The organism is Marinobacter albus, assembly GCF_030238305.1.
Taxonomy (GTDB): Bacteria; Pseudomonadota; Gammaproteobacteria; order Pseudomonadales; family Oleiphilaceae; genus Marinobacter; species Marinobacter albus.
In genome coordinates, this window is sequence record NZ_JASSQD010000002.1 from 402,784 (window position 1) to 421,196 (window position 18,413).

Genomic DNA, 18,413 nt, shown 5'->3' on the forward strand with positions numbered 1-18,413 from the left:
GTATATCCTTAGAATCAAATATAGATTCGCTCCGGAGGTGAAACCCATGAGCAACCCCATCGTCCAACCCTTTTTTGACGAGCCCACCAACACTTTCAGTTACGTGGTCCGGGATCCGGACAGTCGGTCCTGCGCTATCCTCGATTCGGTGCTGGATTTTGACTATGCGGCGGGGCGGACCGCGCATGACTCAGCCGACAACATCATCGCCTTCATTCGTGAGCAGGACCTGACGGTGGAGTGGATTCTGGAGACTCACGTCCACGCGGATCACCTGTCAGCGGCGCCCTATCTGCATGACAAGCTGGGTGGCAGGACCGGCATCGGCGAGCACATCCGCGACGTCCAGGAAATCTTCGGCAAGGCGTTCAATGCCGGCAGCGAGTTTGCCCGGGATGGCAGTCAGTTCGATCGGTTGTTCCGCGAAGGCGATACATTCAGCATCGGCGGCCTGGAGGGCCGGGTGTTGCACACGCCCGGGCACACGCCGGCGTGCCTGACCTACGTGATCGGCGATGCCGCCTTCGTCGGCGACACCCTGTTCATGCCGGATTACGGCACCGCCCGCTGCGATTTCCCGGGCGGCGATGCCCGGACGCTCTATCGTTCGATCCAGAAGGTGCTGGCCCTGCCGCCAGAGACCCGGATCTTCCTGTGCCACGATTACAAGGCACCCGGCCGGGACCGGTTTGAACCGATGACCACCGTCGCCGAGCAGCGCAAAGCCAATGTGCACGTCCACGAAGGCGTTTCCGAAGACGAATTCGTGAAGATGCGCACCGAGCGCGATGAGACTCTCGACATGCCCCGGCTGATCTTGCCGTCGGTCCAGGTCAACATGCGGGCGGGCCATTTGCCGCCGGAAGAGGACAACGGACAGGTGTACCTGAAAGTACCGATTAACCGGTTCTGAGGCGGGCATGGACATCAAACGCTACCTGCCGGTGCTGAACTGGTTGCCGTCCTACGGTCGGAGTCAGGCCACCAGTGACCTGGTGGCTGCGGTGATTGTCACCGTGATGCTGATTCCCCAGTCACTGGCCTATGCCCTGCTGGCAGGGTTGCCGGCCCAGGTCGGGCTGTACGCCAGTATCCTGCCGCTGATTGTCTACGCGGTGTTCGGAACCAGCCGTACGCTCTCGGTGGGTCCGGTGGCTGTCGCCTCCCTGATGACGGCGGCGGCGCTGGCGCCGCTGGCCGACGTGGGTACGCCCGAGTACGTCGCCGGGGCGATTCTGTTGGCGGTGATGTCGGGGCTGATGCTCATGGCCATGGGCCTGATGCGGCTGGGTTTCCTGGCGAACTTCCTCAGCCACCCGGTGATCTCGGGGTTTATTACCGCCTCGGGCATCGTGATCGCTGCCAGCCAGCTCAAGCACCTGTTCGGGATCCCGGCGTCCGGCCATAACCTGCTTGAAATCATCCATTCCCTGGTGCAGTCGATTGACCAGATCAACCTGGCGACACTGGCCATCGGAGCCGGGGCCCTGGTGTTTCTGCTGCTGGCGCGCCGATATCTCAAAACCTGGCTAATGGCCGCCGGATTGCCGTCGCGAATGGCCGACATCGTTACCAAGACGGCGCCGATTCTGGCCGTGCTGGTGACCACGGTGGTGGCGTGGCAACTGGACCTGGGGGCAGCCGGTGTCAGGCTCGTTGGCTCCGTGCCGGCCGGGTTGCCCGAGTTAACCCTGCCGAGTCTGGACTGGGAGCTCTGGCAACAGCTGGCGGTCAGTGCCCTGTTGATCAGCGTGGTCGGTTTTGTTGAATCCGTGTCGGTGGGTCAGACGCTTGCGGCCAAGCGACGCCAGCGTATTGATCCGGATCAGGAGCTGGTGGGCCTTGGCGCCGCCAACCTCAGCGCCGGCCTGTCCGGCGGCATGCCGGTGACGGGCGGGTTTTCCCGTTCGGTGGTCAACTACGACGCCGGCGCGGAGACGCCCGCAGCCGGTGCCTACACGGCGGTGGGCATCGCCCTGGCGACCCTGTTCCTGACCCCGGCCATCGCCTATCTGCCCCAGGCCACACTCGCGGCGACCATCATCGTGGCCGTGTCCACGCTGATCGACCTGCCGGCACTGGGCCGGACCTGGCGGTATTCTCGGCCGGACTTCGGGGCCATGCTGGCGACCATCCTGGCGACCCTCGTGCACAGTGTGGAGGCGGGCATTATCGCCGGGGTGGCCCTGTCCATCGGACTCTTCCTGTACCGTACCAGCCGGCCCCACAGCGCTGTGGTTGGCCGTGTCCCGGGTACCGAGCATTTTCGCAATGTGCTTCGCCATGAGGTGGAGCTGTGCCCCAAGGTGACCTTCCTGCGGGTGGACGAAAGCCTGTACTTTGCCAACGCCCGGTTTCTGGAGGAGCGGGTCATGGATCTGGTGTCCGAAGAGCCGGAACTCAAGCATCTGGTTCTGGTCTGTCCGGCGGTCAACCTCATTGATGCCTCGGCGCTGGAGAGCCTGGAGGCCATCAATGAGCGGCTGGGGGATGCCGGCGTGACTCTGCATCTGTCGGAGGTGAAGGGGCCGGTGATGGACCGGCTCAAGCGAACCGACTTGCTGGCCAAGCTCAGCGGGGAGGTCTTCCTCAGCACCTTCGAAGCCTGGCAGCGACTGATCGGCAACCGAGTACCCCAGCGTATCCCTGTCTGACGCACGGCCGGCTTGCCCATATGATGGGTAAGGCCGGTATCATGGGAGTATTTCCCGGAGCTCAGACGGTGGCACGTTCATTATGGGCATGACTGAAAACCTGCTATCGACCGGCCAGTGGCTCACAACCCTGGTGCTGTTCCTGCTGATCCTGATTCGGGCGGTACGCACCATTGACTGGCAGGCCTTCCGACGCGACAACGCGCTGCAGCATTCGTTCTTCGGAGCAGCCGTCGTGCTGGGGTTTCTCTGGCAAATGCGTGCGGGCATTTCGCCCGGCCTGGCCATCCATGTGTTTGGGATCACCGTGATTACCCTGATGCTGGGGTGGGCGCTGGCGGTGCTCTCTGGATTACTGGCGTTGCTGATCACCGTGATCACGGGCCGGGAACCCCTGCTGATGTTTGCGGCCAACGGCCTGGTCACGGTGATGGTGCCGGCGCTGGTCAGTCACGGCATCATGCTCTGGGAGCGCCGGCGGAACTTCCGGAATTTCTTTGCCTACATCTTTTTCTGCGGATTTTTCGGCGCCGGCATCTCGGTGGCGGCCGCCGGAACGGTGATGTGCCTGATGCTCTGGAGCAGCGGCGTGTACGAGTTCGGGGAGCTGGTGCACGAGTACATCCGCTACCTGCCCCTGTTCATGATCCCCGAGGGCTTCGTGAACGGTACCTTCGTCACCGGCCTGATGGTGTTCCATCCCGATCGCCTGACCACACTGGACCAGCGCCGCTACCGCTGAGCCAGCAATCGCTGTGGTGCCGCCATTGCCGTGCCCAGTCCAGAACCTGGCGGGCGGGTATCGGGCGGGCAATCCCGTAACCCTGGAGAAACTGACAGCCCATGTCCCGCAGGGCCCGGGCATGCTCGGCGGTTTCGACACCTTCGGCCAGGACGGGCCGCGAGAAGCGCTGGGCCAGAAAGATCACACTCTCGACGATCGCCCGGTCATGGGCATTCGCCAGCATGTTGCGCACAAAGGTCTGGTCGATTTTGATGAGGTCCACCGGCAGAGTGCGCAGATAGGTCAGTGATGAAAAACCGGTGCCAAAGTCGTCGAGTGCGACCTTGAGGCCCAGGCTCCGGCAGGTGGCCAGCACATTGCTGGCGCGCTTTGTGTCCTCGAGCGCTGTGGACTCCAGGACTTCGAGGGTGATCTGGCCGGGATCGAGTTCCGCGTGGCTGTGAAGGTAGCTCTCCAGGTAAGTGGCAAAGCTTCGGTCCATGAGGTGCTGGGCATTGATATTGATGCTGACGGCAAAATCCTCGCCGGCAGTTTTCCAGACGTTCAGTTGATGGATCGCTTCCTTGACCACCCATTGCCCCAAAGGTACCTCCAGATGGCTGTTGTCCAGCATTGGCAGGAAGTCGCCCGGCGTCAGCTGGCCTCGCACGGGGTGGTTCCAGCGAATCAGTGCTTCCAGGCCGACCAGCTTTGAGTCAGAGACCCGGATCTGGGGCTGGAAGTGCAGCTCGAACTCTTCGTTCTCCAGCGCCCGTGTGAGCTCCATGAGTTGATTTCGGCGTTGTCGCCGATACTCGTCGAGGCCGGGATCGAAGAAGTGAAACTGGTTGCGGCCCATCTCCTTGGCCAGATACATGGCCTGATCCGCATGCCGGATCAGGCCCTCGGCATCGGTCCGGTCCGCCGGGTACCGGGTGATGCCCATACTGCCGGTAACCTCAACAGCGTCGCCAGCGATCTCGAGCGGCTCCCTCACGCAATCCAGAATGCGCTGGTATACGCCTTCGGGATAGTCGCTCTGGATCAGCAGAATAAACTCGTCGCCCCCGATCCGGGCAACGGTATCGCCCCGGCGAACGGCGTGGGTGAGTCGTTCGGCAATGGTCCGCAAGGCTTGGTCGCCCGCGGCCTGCCCCAGGCGCTGGTTGAGTTCCTTGAAACCGTCCAGATCAAGGCAACAGACCGACAGGCCTCGTTGTTGCCGGTCGGAGTGCAGGCACGCGGAGCGAAGGCGCTCGGTCAGCAGTTGCCGGTTGGGCAGCCCGGTCAGGTTGTCGTAGTTGGCGGCCCGGTCCAGTTCCCGGGCGTGGTTCTTCAGGGCCGTGATGTCCGAGAACGCCGCAACGTGGTAGAACGTGCCCGGTTCGTCCAGTTGCACCCGGCTGATGGACAGCATTTCGATGTATTCCTCGCCGTTTTTGCGCCGGTTCCAGATCTCGCCGCGCCAATGGCCGGTCTGTTCAAGGGCGTGCCACATGGAGCGGTAGTATTCTGACGAGTGCCGCCCGGAACTCAGGATGGTCGGGGTCAGCCCAAGCACCTCATGACGTCCATATCCCGTAATTCGGGAGAAGGCCGGGTTAACGTCCAGAATCCGGTTATTGCAATCGCTGATGAGGATGGCTTCGTGGCTGCGATCAAACACGCTGGCGGCAATGCGCAGGTTGCGTTCGCCCTGTTTGCGGTCGGAAACGTTGGTCTGGACAACAATAAAGCCTTGCTGGCCATCGTCGTCGAGGGGCGCGCAGTACAGGTTTACCCAGAACGGCGTACCGCACCTGCTGTAATTGAGGACGTCTTCCTCTGCTATGCCACCCTGATAGAGCTTTCGCCGGATACGCCTGATCGTTTCCGGATCGGTGTCGGGGCCGGCCAGCAAATTGCTCAGTGTGTGTCCGATGGCCTGACTCGACGAGTACCCCGTGTGTTCCTCGAAACTGAGGTTAACCCATTCGATGACTCCGGCGCTGTCGAGCAGGATCACCATGTTGCGGGTTATCGAGGCGACTCTGGCAAGTCGGTCGGTGAGAGGGTCAGAAATCGTTGGGTGCAGGGCCGGGGCTGTTGGCATCGATCTGTCGCATTCCTATCCCGAAAAAAACGGCATCTAGTCAATGGCGAAGGATGCTACTCGACGGCCGCCGCAAACTCATGCCCAATTGGTCGCGTCGGGTTGACGGAAGTCATTTTTCGGCGGGATTTTGTCGCAGCCGGGGCTCAGTGCCGCCACTGGGAGTGTTTCTGAAGTTTTCGCTGCAGCGTCCGGCGATGCATGTTCAGGGCACGTGCCGTGGCGGATACGTTGCCCTCGTGTTCATTCAGCACGCGCTGGATGTGCTCCCATTCCATTTCTTCGACCGAAGGCGGTGCCGGGCGCAGGGCCGGTGCTGACCCCGGGGGCTCAAAGCCGGTGACCAGCTGGCCGACTGTAACCGGCTTGCAGAGGTAGTTCACGGCGCCCTGGCGCATGGCCTCCACGGCGGTGGCAATGCTGCCGTACCCGGTCAAGACCAGGACTTTCAGGTCCGGCTGCAGGGCCAGTAAATCAGGCAGCAGTTGCAGGCCGCTCTCCCCGGCCAGGTTCAGGTCCAGCACACAGTGGTCGAATCGGCGGCGTTCAAGGCATTGCCGGGCGTCCGTGCCCGATCTGACAACGGTTGCCCCGATACCCTGGCGCCCCAAAGAGCGTTGCAGGACTTGCAGGAAGGCCTCGTCGTCATCGACCAGCAGCCACGTCGTGGGGTCAGCCATCAATTTCTCCGTCTTTGGCCCGGGGCAGGGAGATGATCATGGTGGTGCCGGTCTGGCCCGCGCGGGCCTTCAGGGTGCCGCCGAAACGCTGAATGGTGGCGTTCGACAGGAACAGGCCCACGCCCAGTCCGGATTCGGAAAACACCACGCCGTCACCAAGGGTGTCTTTGCGCTCTGGTGCCAAACCCTCGCCGTGGTCGTCGACTACCACGTCCACCGTGCCGTTGCCGCTGTCGCTTGCCCTGACACCCACCCACTGCGGGCTGGCCGTCAGGGCATTGGCGAGCAGGTTCAGGACCGCCTGATCCAGCGTTGCGTCAACCTTGATGGGCGTTTCGGGAAAAGGTGATTGCCACTCGATAATGCCGGCGGGCCAGAGCAGGGTTGCTGACTCCCGAAGGCGCATCAGCCAGTCACTCACACTGACGGTTTCCGGTTGTGCCGTTTTCGCCTTGACCGCCGCATCAGACAGCTGGCGAAGGTGATCGGCGCACAGACTCAGCTGCTGACCCATCAGGTTCAGATCCTCTGTCACATCTTGCTCCTTGGGCGCGTGGCGCAATTCCTCAACGAGCAGCGTCAAGGTATTCAGTGGTGTCCCCAGGCGATGGGCAATACCCGCCGCCGACAAGCCCAGGGCAATGATCTGTTCATCCCGCAAACGGGTTTCCCGGATGTTCGCCAATTGGGCCTGCTGTCTCTGGACGCGGCGGGCCAGGGAGCCGACCACCAGCAGGAGTATGGCGGAGGTCAGTGCGTAGGTGGCCCACATGCCGAACAGGTGCAGCTGCGCCATGTCGGTACTGTGTGGGCCGCTTGATACCGGTAGGTGCCAGACCACCAGCAGGGTATAGACCAGAATGCCGAAACCGGTGAGCGCGACGCTCTGGCTGAGCGGTACAAGGAGGATGGCCACCGCAATAGGCAACAGGAGCAGTGAGGTGAACGGGTTGGTGAAGCCGCCAGTCAGCAGCAGCCAGCCACCAATCATCAGCAGATCCAGGGCGAGGCCGGCGCTCACTGTCAGGGCCGCCTTCGGTGGCCGGCGTGTGAACCAAAGCCAGCCGAGTGTCGCCAGTACGGCGTAGAGCAGGCTGATCAGCGTGGCCTCGGCCCGATACGTCAGCACCATCATGGTCTCGGCTATCGCCAGGGCGACCAGTTGAATGGCGGCAATGGACAGGCGCATGCCCAGCAGATAGCGCGCCGCCTGACGGAAACCGGTTTGTGAGTGGGTGAGCCATTCCATGGGGCGCATTCTAGCGGGTTTTTCCGGGCCCTACATGCCGCTATGGCGACTTTGGAGTGCGGCATTCTGCCTCAGGCGCCGTTGCGCCGAGGCTATTATGATTGGCCGAAAATTCCATTTGTTCAGGGTGTTAACTCATGAAGAAAACGCAAGCAGGCCGGTTTGCACTGGCTTTTGTCGCCGTCAGTGTGGCTTGGCCGATGGCCCTCCAGGCGGAGGAAACGTCCGGGTCAGCGCTGCTGATTCGAGTCACGGAAGGTCATCGCCAGGACAGGGGCAGTGAGGCGCTTGCCTCCGAGCCGGTGGCAAGACTGGCGAACGAGCCTTCGGTCTCATTGTCCAGAATGGGCGGTCGTGGCCTGGAGCCTGTTGTCCGGGGCCAGGGCCAGGAGCGGGTGGATGTGCTGCTGGACGGAATCCGGGTGGAGGGGGCGTGCCCGAATCGAATGGACCCGCCAACCAGTCGGCTCAGTGCGGCACTTGCGCCCGGACTGGAGGTTCGGACCAGCAACCGGACCCTGCGCTGGGGCGCCATAGCCGGCGGGCAGGTCATTGCCACCACGCCGGATCCGGATTTTGGCGAGAGTTTGACGACCGGACATCTGACGGCCGGAGGCGCAGATAACGGCAATGGTCGGCTGGTCAATGGCAGCGCAGCAATTGGCAACGATCGCGGCTGGTTCCGGGTGGCGGGCGGCCACGATGAAGCCGACGATTACGAGGATGGCGACGGTAACGAGGTACGTAGCGCTTACCGGAACACGGAAGGGCGGATGGATGCCGCCTGGAAGGCGGACAATGGCCTTTTCCTCAAGGGACTGGTCAGCCGCCAGGAAGAGCGCGATGTGAAATACGCCGGCTCGGGTATGGATGCCCCGAAAACCGATACCGATATCGCTCGGCTGGAGCTGGGAGCGCCGGTTGCTGACGGTGACTGGAAGCTTCTGGCGTGGAGCGCGGACGTGGACCACATTATGGACAACTTCAGCCTGCGCCCGGCCACCATGAACATGCTGACGGTCTCTGAAACCCGGACCCGTGGAGTCCGGCTGACTCTGGATCAGAACCCGGGCACGCAGACCAATTGGGCCATTGGCACCGACATTGAGACCAACAACTGGGACGCCGAGCGTTTGGGTGGCCCCGGGCTGGATACGCTGACGTCGGTACTGTGGCCGGATGTGGATCGGGACCGTTTCGGCGTGTTCGCCGAAGCCTTCCAACGGTTGACCCCGGCGATGCAGGTCGGTGCCGGGGTGCGCTATGACCGCGTGGCAATGGACGCAGACGCCGCAGACAAAACCTTTGGCAGCGGGATGATGGCGATGTCCGCGGCGGGCATCTACCGGGCGCTGTATGACACGGCCAATACCAAAGCGACGGATGACAATGTCAGCGGGTTTATCACCGGCGACTGGCGCTTTTCATCGCGCCAGTCGCTGGAAGTCAATGCCTCTCGCAGTGTTCGCAGCCCGGGCGTGACCGAGCGTTACATTGCCAGTTGGAGCATGATGCCGGCCATGCGCTGGGTCGGTAATCCGGCCCTGGATACCGAAAAGCATCACAAGCTGGAGGTTGCTCTGCCGGGGCAGGGCTCCGGTTGGCGTTGGCGCCCTGCGGTCTGGATGGATCAGGTAGACGATTACGTGTTGCGCACCCGAAATGGCGATCAGGTCAGTATCTATCGCAACATCGATGCGCGCCTGCTCGGTGTCGAAGCGGAACTGGGCTGGAGCAACGGAACCTGGCGCTCGAACAGCGCATTGGCCGCAGTCCGGGGGGAAAACCGGGACGACGACCAGGCGCTGCCGCAGATTCCCCCGCTGCAATTTGTGCAGACAGTCGGTTGGCAGTACCGGGGGCACCAGTTGACGCTGGAGTGGGTGGTTGCCCGCCGGCAGGATCGGGTGGATCTGGCCTCAGGACTGGACGCCGCCACTTCACCGGGCCATGGCGTCCTCAACCTGTCGGGAAGCCACGCAATGACGGATTACCTGACGCTGTCCTGGGCCATGGATAACCTGCTCGATAAGACCTGGGCCCGCCACGTCAGTCGCGCCAACACGGATCCGTTCAGCCCCGAAGCGGTGCGGGTCAACGAACCCGGTCGCACGCTCCGCGCGGCACTGACGGCTCGATGGTGAGGTGGACCGGGCGTCATTTGGCCACATTTTGTCCCTGATCCATATGATTTCGGGATTCAGCATCTATGCTCGATTAAAGTGACATGGCGCATGCTCAGCAGGTAGCGCGCCGCCTGACGGAAACCGGTTTGTGAGTGGGTGAGCCATTCCATGGGGCGCATTCTAGCGGGTTTTTAGAGTGCTTTCTGTTCGTTCTAGAGGAAGGTACCTGGTCTTCAACCGATCAGATGTCGGACTCCCCTTTTCTCACCTGGTTCAGGCGTGTCATGACAAACGCCGCGATGGAGAGGATCAGGATGGCAATGGCCTCAAACAGGATGTTCTCAGGTGCCATGTCCTTGCCCTGAAGGATGATCAGTCGGGCCAGTGCCGTAATGGCGATGAAAATCGGGAAAACCGAAGCAGACCGCCGGTCTGAGTAGAACACGGCAACCATGCCGATGACTTCCAGATACAGAAACATCAGCAGAATGTCCGCAAGATTGATGCTCCGGGCGACATACAGTGAGTGAAGCTCGAATGCCACGCCCCCGAGGGTCATTACCACAACGATGATCAGCAACAGCCGCTCAATCATCTGAAAAATACTGAGCGCCACATTCTTTTCGGAAGTATCCATCTTGTTCGCCTTGTTGTTATGATTCATTTTTTGGATAGTCTACCCGCCAGTCGAGTCTCTCAGTAAAGCCCGGGAAACTGATACTCACCGCCATCAGCGATATATGACTCGGAGCTTTGCGGCCACTTGGGAGCCGCGAAGCGGTGGAAAATTGTCTGGCAACAGCAGGCTGGTTATGCATGATTCGTAGTGGCTCCAGAGCCACTTCAGCGCTCTACCTGTAGCGTGGGTACATTCACACCACCCTCATCCACATAGCGAATCGCCTGAATCACCATGTGATTCCAGAAAACGGACCAGTACCCAATGAGTAACAGCACAGGTGTGATAAAGACCGCGAGAAATGCGGCAATAAAGAAAGAATCTGGCCCTATACCGGACTCGAACTGCAAGACGCTACTGAGCGGAATTGCCACGAACACAACGAGAGACGCTCGCCGAACAAAAGCGAGCTTCACGGACCGGGTCAAAGTCAGTTTCGTCCCAAAGATTGCCCTTCCCACGGCACCCAGAACATAAAGTACCAGGGACACTCTCGCCACGACCGATAGCGCTGCTTGCAAGCCATCCACGTCGTTTTCGCCCCGCTGGGTCATGTCGGTACTGAAAACCAACTGTCCCCCTTCTTTCATAGGCGCAAAGACATCACCACCCCATTCCACCAACAGTTCCAGAATGACGATAACTGCGTTTTGTGAGAATAGAGCAACGACAAGCAGACCCAACGCCATCCAGACAGCTGCGGACACAGCAGTCATAAAATAGCCTGTGTAGCCAAGGAACTGCTTCAACAACGCCCGCATGGCAGCTGACTGGGGCACGCTGAACTTAAAATCAAAACTGACACTAGCCAAAAGTACCTCTCCCTGGTGTTTGATGTTCCTGCTGCCCTTCACCGCAGCTCACTCTGGCAAACCCTCGAACTTCGGAAATGACGACCAAATCTGCCAGTTGAGTGCTTGGCAATGCTGAACCAGATAACCACAGGCGCACTTCAGGGCGTCCGAGCGGCGCTACTGGTTAAGTGCTTGTGCTCCCGTTGCATCCGAATACAAAGGATCATCATTATCAAGGCGAAACGATAGAAACCAATAGCAGTCCCATTGGGAGTGCTTATGGTGATAGTGAGCGAAATGCCGGCCGCAAGCGAATAGAAAAAGGACTGGGAATACAATGAAATCAACTGAGGAAGATAAGAAACCACAACAAGCCAAATCAGAGTCACAACAGAGATAGAGCTACTGACAATGGAAATCCAGCTGATGGCTTTGAGATGTTTAGATTTGAGCAACTTCTCGATGTCGGCTTCCCTTACTTTCACTTAACAGCAATTAGACAACGCGCTTTGTGATTGCAGAAGCTTAGCCCAGTGCAGTCCCCCGTTCCATGGAACCATTTGACGTCTGTGATCTGCGCGGTCATTCGCGCGAAAAATAACCTCGCAAACTCCCTATCGTGTTTACCCAAGGTGAAACCATCAGTATTCCAGACGTCATCTCGATACATTTTGTCCTTGGTCAACATGGTTTCCGGATTCAGCATCTATGCTTTATTGAATCGCCACAAAGCATATCCGCAGGGGCGTAAACGGATTTTCTGGGCTGATACGAGCTAGCCAGCCGGGTGCGATGATCGGCCCCAGGAGGCAAAAGAATGCCGCGAGACAATCATGCTCAGCCCCGCCGAGGGGATGGCACGGTCATCGCCATTCGTGGCGGCGTGGTGGATGTCCGGTTTAGCGATCCGGTACCCCAGATTCGTGAACTCCTGTACGTCGACACGATTGCCCTGGAGGTCTCGTCACTCCGGGAGGAGGGCGTCGCTCGCTGCATGGCACTGGCGCCGGTAAAAGGTCTCGGGCTGGGCATGGCGGTGCGGGCAACCGGTGCGCCGATCCGGGTGCCGGTCGGTGATGCCGTGCTGGGGCGTATGCTGAATGTCTTTGGTGCGCCGATCGACCGGAAACCCGCGCCGGTGAGTGAGGATCTGCGCTCCATTCATCATGCGCCGCCGCTGCTGGAAGAGCGCGTGGTTCGCAGCAGCATACTGGAAACCGGTATCAAGGCCATCGACCTGTTGTCGCCGCTGGAGCGGGGCGGCAAGACCGGTCTGTTTGGCGGCGCCGGCGTCGGCAAAACCGTGCTGATCACCGAGCTGATCAACAACACCGTGCATCACCACAAGGGCGTCAGCCTGTTCTGCGGCATCGGCGAGCGCTCCCGGGAGGCCGAGGAACTCTACCGGGAAATGGGGGAGGCCGGTGTTCGCGACAAGACGGTCATGCTGTTCGGCCAGATGAACGAAGCGCCCGGCGTACGCTTCCTGATTGGCAAAACCGCGCTGACCATGGCGGAGTTTTTCCGGGACGACCAGCACCAGGATGTGCTGTTGCTGATCGACAACATTTTCCGCTTCGTGCAGGCGGGCGCGGAAGTATCCGGACTGATGGGGCGCATGCCCTCCCGGGTGGGCTATCAGCCAACTTTGGCCACCGAGCTGGCGGAACTGGAAGAACGCATTGCCTCCACCCGCAAAGCAGCAATCACCTCGGTCCAGGCGGTTTATGTGCCCGCCGACGATTTTACCGATCCGGCCGCCGCGCACATCTTCTCCCACCTGTCCGGGGCGGTGGTGCTGTCCCGAAAACGAGCCAGCGAAGGCCTGTACCCGGCGATCGATCCGCTGGCGTCGTCGTCGGTGATGCTGACCCCGTCGGTGGTCGGGCAACGGCATTACGACATCGCCCGGGCGGTTCGACGGACGCTGGCGGAATATGAAGAGCTGAGGGACATCATTGCCATGCTGGGCATCGAGGAGTTGTCCGCCGCCGATCGCCTGACCGTCGCCCGCGCCCGCCGGCTGGAACGGTTTCTGACCCAGCCCTTCTTTACCACCGGCTCGTTTACCGGCACCGCCGGCAAACGGGTGGCGATTGCCGACACCCTCGATGGCTGCGACGCCATCCTCAATCAGACCCATTTTGATCGGGACGAAGGCGACTACTATATGATCGGCGGCCTGGCGGATCTGGAGGCGGTGACATGACGATGGCGACGGAAATGACGGTGTCTGTGCGGTTGCCGACGCAAACCCTCTATCAGGGCACGGCGAGCCGGCTTTATGCAGTGGCGGAAAACGGCGCGTTCGGGATGTTGCCGAACCACATAGATTTCGTCACCGCGCTGGTGCCCTCGGTGTTCATTGTCATTGCCACCGGCGGCGAGGAACTGATCTTCGGCATTGACGAGGGCATCCTGGTCAAGAAGGGGCATCAGGTCGATGTTGCGGTTCGGCGGGGTGTCCGGGGCGAGGATCTTGCGTCGATCAAAGATACGGTCTACAGAAACTTTATTGCCGTGGATGAAGATGAACGTGTGGCCCGATCGGCCCTTTCCCGTCTGGAGGCGGGGATAGTCCGCCGGTTTGCCGATTTACAGAAGCCCCAGCCATGACCGGCCGGCGTTATACCCCTGAAGAGGATATTGGCCGGCAGGCCCGGCGCCTCAAGCGCGCCCGGGATAACCCCGGAATGAGCCCGCTTCGGGGGTTGGGAGCCTTCGGCATGATTGGCTGGTCGGTGGCGGTGCCCACGGTGGGCGGCGCCTTCCTGGGCATGTGGCTGGACCGCACACTGCCACAGGCGTTTCCATGGACCATCGCCCTGATCCTGGGGGGCGTGGTGTTGGGCGGATTCATTGCCTGGGCCTGGGTCAGCAGGGAAGGTCAGGACGACAGCGACGACGGGGATAGCAACGATGATCACAGTTGACTGGGTGGCGTTGTACACCGGTTTCTGGATCGGAATGGTGGCCAGCACCGTGTTCTTCGCCGGCCTCGCCGTGAGCGTGCGCTGGGCGCTTCGCACCGGCCGCCCCGGCCTCATTCTGCTGCCCAGTGCTGCGGCCAGGATTGCCCTGCTGCTCGGCGTGGGCTGGTGGGTTACCGGGGCAGGCGGCGACGGATGGGCGTTCGTCGGCTATGTCGCGGCCTTTTTCCTGGTGCGGCTCATCGCCACGGGGATTGCCCGGTTGCCCCAGTCGAAGGAGGACCGATGCAACTGACGCCGGATGAAGTCATCGTTTTTACAATTGGGGGCATCGGTTTCAGCGAAACCATTGTCTACACCTGGGTGGTCATGGCGATCCTGACCGGGACCTCGGTCCTCATTACCCGAAACCTGCGGCCTGATGTGCCGCCCAGTCGCTGGCGGACGGCGCTGGAGGTGATCGTAACGGGCATCCAGCGCCAGATCGAGGACATCTCCCGGCAGGCCTCCCGGCACGTTCTGTATTTTTCCGGAACCCTGTTCCTGTTTATCGCCACTTCGAACCTGCTGCTGGTGATCCCTGGTTTCTCGCCACCGACCGCTTCGCTATCGACGACGGCTGCCCTGGCCCTGTCGGTGTTGATTGCCGTGCCCCTGTTCGGTATCTCGAGGCAGGGGTTGGGTGGCTATCTGAAGATCTACATTCGGCCCTCGCCAATTATGCTGCCGTTCAACCTCATCAGTGAGTTCTCACGGGGTGTTTCCCTGTCCATACGCCTCTATGGAAATGTCATGAGCGGTGCGGTGATCGCGGGGATTCTGCTGGGTCTGGCGCCGTTCTTCTTTCCCGTGGTCATGGACGTGCTGGGGCTGCTGACGGGCCTGATCCAGGCATACATTTTTGCGGTCCTGGCGACCGTGTATATCTCGCTGGCGACGACCCGACCGGGCGAGCCGGTGAAAAAGGAGCGCGACTGATGACAGATCTTGTTTGGATTGCCGTTGTTTCCATTTTCACGGCGGGGCTGACCGTGTCTTTCGGCGCCCTGGGCCCCGCGCTTGGGGAGGGCAGGGCGGCCGCGGCCGCGCTGAACGCGATTGCCCAGCAGCCGGATTCGGCCTCGGCGCTGTCGCGGACTCTGTTTGTCTCCCTCGCGATGATTGAATCCACCGCCATTTACTGCTTCGTCGTTGCCATGATCGTGCTGTTCGCCAACCCCTTCTGGGACACGATCCTGCAGGCAACCACGGCGGCCGCGGGCTAAACCATGTCGATTGACTGGATTACGGTCATTGCCCAGATTGCCAATTTTCTGGTTCTGGTCTGGTTGCTCAAACGATTTCTCTACAAGCCGATTCTCAATGGCATCGACGCTCGCGAAGCCGAGATTGCTGAACGAATGGGCGAGGCGGAGCGGGCCAGGGCGAAGGCGGCAGCGGCCGAGGCGGACTTTGTTGCCCGCAAACAGGAACTGCTGGCGGAGGACGCGGCCATCGTTGACGCCGCCCATGAGGAGGCAGAGCGCCAGCGTGACGCCCTGCTGGCGGAAGCGCACCAGAAGCTGGAGCAGGAACAGAAGGACTGGCAGAGGCACCTGCAACGGGAGCAGCAGAAATTCACCGCAGAGCTGTATCGGGCCGGGGCAGATACCCTGTATCAGCTGGTACGCAAGGCGCTTCGCGATCTGGCGGACGAACAGCTCGAAGAACGCATTGCCCTGCATGTGACCGCCAAACTCGAGCCCATGGCGCCGGACTTGCTCGTCGCCGCCGGCACCGCGGAGGAAGCCATTGTCAGCACCCACATTCCGCTGTCGGAGGGCGCCCGGGCCACCCTGAATCGGGAGTTGGCAGCGCTGATTCCCGACGTTCCGCTCCGTTTTCTGGTGGACGAAGACCAGGCTCCCGGCCTGGTGCTCCGTATCGGCAGTGCCCAGGTGGCCTGGACCGTGGACAGCTACACCGAGGAACTGATCGGGCTGTTAACCGAACGGCTGGCCACAGGCGCCTTGGGTCGGGGGGGCGAGTGATGACGGATGAACCGCTCCAGCCAGGCGTAAAATCGCTGATCGATTCGTTGCTGGACAGCCCTGCGCCGTCTCCGGTGCTGGCGGAAGTTGGCAAAGTGACCGAGGTGGGCGACGGTATTGCGCTGGTGTCGGGGCTGGACCGGGCCCTTGCCGATGAGTTGCTGGTATTTGCCTCCGGCGTCCGGGGCATGGTGCTGGACCTTGAGCCACATCGGCTCGGCGTCGTGTTACTGGGACCGGCGGACCAGATCGCCGCCGGTGAGGATGTCTGGCGCACCCACAAGGTTATCAGTGTGCCGGTGGGACCGGGGCTGATGGGGCGGGTGGTGGACGCCACCGGGCAACCCAGGGATGGCAGGAACCGGATTGAGGCGGTGGCTGATCGGCCTATTGAGGTCGCGGCGCCAGGGATTCTCTGTCGCTCGCCCATCACCCGGCCCCTGGCCACCGGCATCAAGGCCATTGATGCGGCGGTACCTGTAGGGCTGGGGCAGCGTGAACTGATCATTGGTGACCGGCAGACGGGCAAGACGTCGATTGCGCTGGACACCATCCTCAACCAGGCCAGCTCGGAGATACTCTGTATTTACTGCGCCGTAGGCCAACGGGGCGATTCCGTGGCTCGCGTGATCGAGACACTCCGGGGTAGCGGACAGCTGTCCCGGACCATCGTTGTCGCCGCGGGGGATGAGGATACCCCGGGTCTGTCGTTCGTTGCGCCTTATTCCGCCATGACCATGGCCGAGTACTTTGCCGACCAGGGCTGCGACGTGCTCGTGGTGTTCGATGATCTCACCCACCATGCCCAATCCTACCGGGAGCTGTCGCTGCTGTTGCGCCGGCCCCCCGGCCGGGAGGCGTTCCCGGGCGATATTTTCTACGTTCATGCCCGGTTGCTGGAGCGCGCCGGACAGTTTTCGCCGGAGGCCGGGGGTGGTTCGATCACCGCGCTGCCGGTGGTGGAAACCCAGGCCGAGAACCTGTCGGCGTACATTCCCACCAACCTGATCTCCATCACCGACGGCCAGATTTACCTGTCGCCCAGGCTGGTCCGGAAAAACCAGTTTCCAGCCGTGGATCTGGGCGTGTCGGTCTCCAGGGTTGGCAGCAAGGCGCAGTACCGGGCGTTTCGGGACGTGGCCGGCAATCTGCGGGTGACCCTGTCCCAGTTCGAGGAACTGGAGGATTTCGCCCGCTTCGGTACCCGGCTCGATGACACGACCAGGGCGCGGCTGGTGCGCGGGGCGGCTGTGCGGGCGGCGCTTCGCCAGCCCGAGCACGCTCCGGTGCCGGCGGTGGTGCAGCTGGTGATTCTGGTTGCGGCCATGGAGGGAGTGTTCGATGACTTACCGGAAGCACGGGTGCTGGCTGCCATGGATCAGCTCCGGGCGGCGGCGACCGACGAACTCCCGGGGCTGGCAAAACAGATAGGCCAGAATCAGCCCCTGAGCGAGTCTGATCTCAGCGCAATGCTGGCACTGGCGGGTAAGGTCCTGGGGAACGAGGGTGGCGGCGATGGCACAGACGTTTGAAGCCCTGTCTCACCACGACGATACCCTGACCGGTATCCGGAGCATTGTGCACACCATGAAAACCCTCTCGGCCATCAACGCGGTGCCCTATGAGCGTGCTGCGACATCCATTGAGGCCTACCACAATACGATACTGAGCGGCTTGCAGGCTTTGTTGGCGGGGACCGGACCAATTGCGCTGCCCTCGGTGGAGCCAGAGGAAAAGGTGCTGGTGGTGTTCGGGTCTGATCACGGCCTGTGTGGAAGCTATAACGAAACCGTGGCCCAGGCGGTTGTGACGGCGCCGGAGCTTCTCGCCGCGGAGCATCCTGGTTTGCGCATCCTGTGTGTGGGGGCACAGATGAACGATGCCCTGACCGGTCTGGGGATTACCCCGGAGGCCGTCCTCCTTCCGCCGGCCTCGGCCGCCGGCATCGGTCGACTGGCCAGCGATATCGTGACCCGGCTGGACACGATCGGACGTGGCGATCCCCATAACCGGCTGGTGGCCACACTGGCCTTCATGCAGCGTGCCGATCACGGCCAGCAGCGGCCAGCGGTAACCCGTCTGCTGCCGCTGGCACCGTCGCTGGTTGCGGAACTCGCTGAACGCCCGTGGGTATCCCGGTCGCTGCCCATCCACAGTCTGTCATCCGATCAGGTGTTCGCCGCTCTTTTACGCAGTCATATCTTTGCCAGTGTGTTTCGGGCCTCTGCAGAGGCCATCGTGACTGAAAACGCGGCACGACTGGCGCGAATGCAGCAGGCAGAACGATCCGTGGATGACCAGCTGGAGCAGGTCAAAGGGCAGATGCGGTCCGTTCGCCAGGAAGAAATCACCACCGAGTTGCTGGACGTCATCATCGGTTTTGAAGCCTTGCAGGGCAGGGAACGACGGTCATGAACCCGGGGGTGCTCGATTCATTGGGGTCGTGGGTGTTGAT

At 61.5% G+C, this 18,413-nt stretch carries 18 protein-coding genes; 13 read left to right on the forward strand and 5 right to left on the reverse strand.

Features of this window, described 5'->3' with window-relative positions:
• Nucleotides 1–46 precede the first annotated feature (46 nt).
• From QQF73_RS13360 to QQF73_RS13370, 3 genes are all read left to right on the forward strand, one after another.
• The gene (locus QQF73_RS13360) at nt 47–913 is read left to right on the forward strand and encodes an MBL fold metallo-hydrolase (RefSeq protein WP_285368527.1); all 867 of its coding nucleotides are present in this window, start codon (nt 47–49) and stop codon (nt 911–913) included.
• 7 nt (nt 914–920) lie between these two features.
• Nucleotides 921–2,654 carry a SulP family inorganic anion transporter gene (locus tag QQF73_RS13365; protein WP_219867732.1) on the forward strand — a complete coding sequence of 578 codons (1,734 nt, stop codon included), beginning with the start codon at nt 921–923 and terminating at the stop codon, nt 2,652–2,654.
• A gap of 82 nt (nt 2,655–2,736) precedes the next feature.
• Nucleotides 2,737–3,396 (forward strand): energy-coupling factor ABC transporter permease, encoded by a 660-nt coding sequence (locus QQF73_RS13370; protein ID WP_219867733.1) that lies wholly within the window; start codon nt 2,737–2,739, stop codon nt 3,394–3,396.
• On the opposite strand, the gene QQF73_RS13375 is transcribed toward QQF73_RS13370, so the two are convergent.
• The 3 genes from QQF73_RS13375 to QQF73_RS13385 form a co-directional block, all read right to left on the reverse strand.
• Nucleotides 3,332–5,470 (reverse strand): putative bifunctional diguanylate cyclase/phosphodiesterase, encoded by a 2,139-nt coding sequence (locus QQF73_RS13375; RefSeq protein WP_285368528.1) that lies wholly within the window; start codon nt 5,468–5,470, stop codon nt 3,332–3,334. The two genes, QQF73_RS13370 and QQF73_RS13375, sit on opposite strands and share 65 nt — an antisense overlap.
• A 146-nt stretch (nt 5,471–5,616) precedes the next feature.
• A complete protein-coding gene (locus QQF73_RS13380) occupies nt 5,617–6,150 on the reverse strand; it encodes a response regulator transcription factor (RefSeq protein ID WP_219867735.1) in 534 nt (177 codons plus the stop codon).
• Entirely contained in the window at nt 6,143–7,408 is a 1,266-nt protein-coding gene (locus QQF73_RS13385; RefSeq protein ID WP_345782963.1) for an ATP-binding protein, read from the reverse strand. The genes QQF73_RS13380 and QQF73_RS13385 overlap by 8 nt, the downstream gene beginning before the upstream one ends.
• 128 nt (nt 7,409–7,536) lie before the next feature.
• Here QQF73_RS13385 and QQF73_RS13390 point away from each other — a divergent pair, with 128 nt between their 5' ends.
• A complete protein-coding gene (locus tag QQF73_RS13390) occupies nt 7,537–9,543 on the forward strand; it encodes a TonB-dependent receptor domain-containing protein (RefSeq protein ID WP_285368529.1) in 2,007 nt (668 codons plus the stop codon).
• Nucleotides 9,544–9,766: 223 nt separating this feature from the next.
• Here the strand turns inward: QQF73_RS13390 and QQF73_RS13395 are convergent, their stop codons facing one another.
• Both QQF73_RS13395 and QQF73_RS13400 read right to left on the reverse strand, forming a co-directional pair.
• Nucleotides 9,767–10,162 carry a phosphate-starvation-inducible protein PsiE gene (locus tag QQF73_RS13395; protein ID WP_228743375.1) on the reverse strand — a complete coding sequence of 132 codons (396 nt, stop codon included), beginning with the start codon at nt 10,160–10,162 and terminating at the stop codon, nt 9,767–9,769.
• A 206-nt stretch (nt 10,163–10,368) separates the two neighbouring features.
• Nucleotides 10,369–11,016 carry a hypothetical protein gene (locus QQF73_RS13400; protein ID WP_285368530.1) on the reverse strand — a complete coding sequence of 216 codons (648 nt, stop codon included), beginning with the start codon at nt 11,014–11,016 and terminating at the stop codon, nt 10,369–10,371.
• Between the two features lie 799 nt (nt 11,017–11,815).
• Here QQF73_RS13400 and atpD point away from each other — a divergent pair.
• Genes atpD through QQF73_RS13445 form a run of 9 tightly spaced genes read left to right on the forward strand, consistent with a single transcriptional unit; the run spans nt 11,816 to nt 18,373 of the window.
• Nucleotides 11,816–13,207, forward strand: a complete 1,392-nt coding sequence (gene atpD / locus QQF73_RS13405) for a F0F1 ATP synthase subunit beta (RefSeq protein ID WP_219867738.1) — start codon at nt 11,816–11,818, stop codon at nt 13,205–13,207.
• Nucleotides 13,204–13,614 (forward strand): ATPase, encoded by a 411-nt coding sequence (locus QQF73_RS13410; RefSeq protein WP_219867739.1) that lies wholly within the window; start codon nt 13,204–13,206, stop codon nt 13,612–13,614. Before atpD ends, QQF73_RS13410 begins: the two co-directional genes overlap by 4 nt.
• On the forward strand, nt 13,611–13,931 hold the full coding sequence (locus QQF73_RS13415; RefSeq protein ID WP_219867740.1) for an AtpZ/AtpI family protein: 321 nt from the start codon (nt 13,611–13,613) through the stop codon (nt 13,929–13,931). Before QQF73_RS13410 ends, QQF73_RS13415 begins: the two co-directional genes overlap by 4 nt.
• On the forward strand, nt 13,918–14,223 hold the full coding sequence (locus tag QQF73_RS13420; protein WP_219867741.1) for an ATP synthase subunit I: 306 nt from the start codon (nt 13,918–13,920) through the stop codon (nt 14,221–14,223). The genes QQF73_RS13415 and QQF73_RS13420 overlap by 14 nt, the downstream gene beginning before the upstream one ends.
• Nucleotides 14,214–14,906: a F0F1 ATP synthase subunit A gene (locus QQF73_RS13425; RefSeq protein ID WP_219867742.1), complete on the forward strand. Its 693-nt coding sequence runs from the start codon at nt 14,214–14,216 to the stop codon at nt 14,904–14,906. Before QQF73_RS13420 ends, QQF73_RS13425 begins: the two co-directional genes overlap by 10 nt.
• Nucleotides 14,906–15,193, forward strand: a complete 288-nt coding sequence (locus QQF73_RS13430; protein ID WP_219867743.1) for a F0F1 ATP synthase subunit C — start codon at nt 14,906–14,908, stop codon at nt 15,191–15,193. Before QQF73_RS13425 ends, QQF73_RS13430 begins: the two co-directional genes overlap by 1 nt.
• Nucleotides 15,194–15,196: 3 nt before the next feature.
• Entirely contained in the window at nt 15,197–15,958 is a 762-nt protein-coding gene (locus QQF73_RS13435) for a F0F1 ATP synthase subunit B family protein (protein WP_285368532.1), read from the forward strand.
• On the forward strand, nt 15,958–17,490 hold the full coding sequence (locus QQF73_RS13440) for a F0F1 ATP synthase subunit alpha (protein WP_219867745.1): 1,533 nt from the start codon (nt 15,958–15,960) through the stop codon (nt 17,488–17,490). Before QQF73_RS13435 ends, QQF73_RS13440 begins: the two co-directional genes overlap by 1 nt.
• Nucleotides 17,474–18,373 (forward strand): F0F1 ATP synthase subunit gamma, encoded by a 900-nt coding sequence (locus tag QQF73_RS13445; protein WP_285368533.1) that lies wholly within the window; start codon nt 17,474–17,476, stop codon nt 18,371–18,373. Before QQF73_RS13440 ends, QQF73_RS13445 begins: the two co-directional genes overlap by 17 nt.
• Nucleotides 18,374–18,413: the final 40 nt, after the last annotated feature.